Annotated in this window: 3 protein-coding genes; 2 read left to right on the forward strand and 1 reads right to left on the reverse strand. The window is 65.2% G+C overall.

Translation table 11 applies throughout. The features are described 5' to 3' along the window. Together Q4G50_RS14580 and Q4G50_RS14585 are read left to right on the forward strand one after the other, a co-directional pair. On the forward strand, window positions 1–1045 hold a 1045-nt coding region (locus Q4G50_RS14580; protein ID WP_303378378.1), incomplete at its 5' end, for an RNA polymerase sigma factor. A 129-nt stretch (window positions 1046–1174) separates the two neighbouring features. Continuing rightward, on the forward strand, window positions 1175–1318 hold the full coding sequence (locus Q4G50_RS14585; protein WP_303378379.1) for a hypothetical protein: 144 nt from the start codon (window positions 1175–1177) through the stop codon (window positions 1316–1318). A gap of 52 nt (window positions 1319–1370) precedes the next feature. Here Q4G50_RS14585 and Q4G50_RS14590 read toward each other — a convergent pair. After that, on the reverse strand, window positions 1371–2742 hold a 1372-nt coding region (locus Q4G50_RS14590), incomplete at its 5' end, for a DUF418 domain-containing protein (protein WP_303378380.1).

Consider the following 2742-nt stretch of genomic DNA (forward strand, 5'->3'; position numbering starts at 1 on the left):
GGACGAGGAGGAAGAGGAGGAGGAAGTAGAGGACGAGGGCGCCTCCGTCTGGGACGAGGACGAGTCTGCCGCGCTGCGCCAGGCCCGCAAGGACGCCGAACTCACCGCTTCCGCCGACTCCGTCCGCGCCTACCTCAAGCAGATCGGCAAGGTCGCCCTCCTCAACGCCGAGCAGGAGGTGTCCCTGGCCAAGCGCATCGAGGCGGGTCTCTACGCCACCTTCCGCATGGAGCAGATGGAGGAGGCCTTCGCCGGCGGCGACAAGGACGCCAAGCTGACCCCCGCGGTCAAGCGTGACCTCCGCGCCATCGCCCGCGACGGCCGCAAGGCCAAGAACCACCTCCTCGAGGCCAACCTGCGTCTCGTCGTCTCCCTGGCGAAGCGCTACACCGGCCGCGGCATGGCGTTCCTCGACCTCATCCAGGAGGGCAACCTCGGCCTTATCCGCGCGGTGGAGAAGTTCGACTACACCAAGGGCTACAAGTTCTCCACGTACGCCACGTGGTGGATCCGCCAGGCCATCACCCGTGCGATGGCCGATCAGGCGCGCACCATCCGTATCCCGGTCCATATGGTGGAGGTCATCAACAAGCTGGGTCGTATCCAGCGTGAGCTCCTCCAGGATCTCGGTCGAGAGCCCACCCCACTCGAGCTGGCCAAGGAGATGGACATCACCGAGGAGAAGGTCCTCGAGATCCAGCAGTATGCGCGCGAGCCGATCTCCCTGGACCAGACCATCGGCGATGAGGGTGACTCCCAGCTCGGTGACTTCATCGAGGATTCCGAGGCCGTCGTCGCCGTCGACGCCGTCTCCTTCACCCTCCTGCAGGATCAGCTGCAGGATGTGCTGCAGACGCTCTCCGAGCGTGAGGCCGGCGTGGTCCGCCTGCGCTTCGGTCTCACCGACGGTATGCCGCGCACCCTCGACGAGATCGGCCAGGTCTACGGCGTGACGCGTGAGCGTATCCGGCAGATCGAGTCGAAGACCATGTCGAAGCTGCGTCACCCGTCGCGCTCGCAGGTGCTGCGCGACTACCTCGACTAGGTTGCTCGCTTATTGACGCCCCCGTTCAGGGTTGAACGGGGGCGTTTCCGTGTAAATGAACACGATGTTAGTTTCCTCGGGAATAAACTGAGGGGGAAGCATCACCCACCACCGAAAGGAATCCCCATCATGTTTGACGATCTCTCCAACATCGCGGAAATCCCCTCCTCCTGGGTCGAGTACGAAGGCCTCGAGTTCATCGGTGCCGGCATCCTGAGCATGATCACCGAGTTCGCTCTCTGGTTCAGCTCCGGCTCGTCCTTCGGTATCTAGGACGCAATGACCCCCGCGTGTCCATGAACACGCGGGGGTCAGGCGATTCCGGCTACGACGCCGTCAATTCCTTCGCCCGGTAGGCGGCGGGCAGCCCGTCGCGGCCGTAACTCAGCCGTCGGTGGATCCACTCGATGGGCCCCGGCCAGCCGAGCAGGTCCCACACATACGCCCAGATGAGGGTGATCAGCCACACCCCGAAGCCGAGAGCCATGAGCGGGAGGATCCCCTGGCTCGCGCCGAAGTTGAGCGCGAAGGGCTGGGTGATGAACACCAGCAGAATGGACTGCAGGATGTAGCCCGACATCGAGCGCCTGCCCAGAGCCACGAAGGCGCGCAGCCCGGGGTTGAGGGTGTCCGAGGTGCCCGGGAACAGCAGGGCCACTAGTGCCAACGCCGCCGGACCGGTGAGCAGGCCGACACCGGTGTTCATGATGATCAGCGGCAGCTCCCACTCGGCAGGGAGGATTCCGAGCGCCGCCAGCCCCCAGGGCAGGCCGATGAGAAGGACGACTGCGGCACCGACGATCACCCAGCCGGTGAGCATCCGACGGTGCGTCTCGACGTCGGTCAGCACTCCCCGACGGGCCCACACGAAACCGATGATCATGAGCGGGCCGAGCATGACGGCGACGATGGGGATACTCGCCACGGAGGCACCGAGGGCCATGGCGTTGAAGGTCACGTAGTCGAGATAGCTGGTGTACTCACTGACGCCGTACATCGACGGAACATCGGCGAACTCCGGGAAGAAGCTCACGCCCACTCCACCGACGAGGCTGCCGACAACGACGATGCCCAGCAGCACCCAGGCGATGATCATGAGCGTGCGGTCCTTCAGCGTGATCATCGCGATGAGGATGAGGGCGAGGAGCGAGTACTGGACGATGATGTCGCCGAAGAAGATGAACACCAGGTGGAGGACACCGATGATCGCGAGCACGCCGTAGCGACGCCACAGGACCTTCCGGGCTGAACCCGGCGGGAAACCGCGCCGCCACAGGCTCATGGTGATGAGGCCGACGCCGAAACCGAGGAGGGTGGTGAACAGCGGCAGGCCGCGCACGTGGATGAACATCGCGTGGAAGAGCACGGCGATGGATTCCCAGATGCTGGCCTCGCCGAAGATGCCACCGAAGAAGCCGCCGAGGTCGGCCCCCTCGGAGCTGACCCAGGCGGTGGGAATGTTCGCCAGGGCGATACCGAGCAGGGCCAGGCCGCGCGCGAGGTCGGGGGCGATGTAGCGGATGCTTGTCGACGGAGTGGTCGGCGCGGGCGGCGGAGTTCCGGTGCCCGCCACTGCCGGGGCAGGTGCGGACGCATAGGGATTGCCGGTCGGATCGGAGACCGAGTCAGGGCGCGGGGTCATCATGAGCCGAAGTAGGAGTCGAGGGAGCGCTCGATGCAGACCTGCTGCTCCGTCT

This window comes from Corynebacterium sp., from assembly GCF_030538285.1.
Classification (GTDB): Bacteria; Actinomycetota; Actinomycetes; order Mycobacteriales; family Mycobacteriaceae; genus Corynebacterium.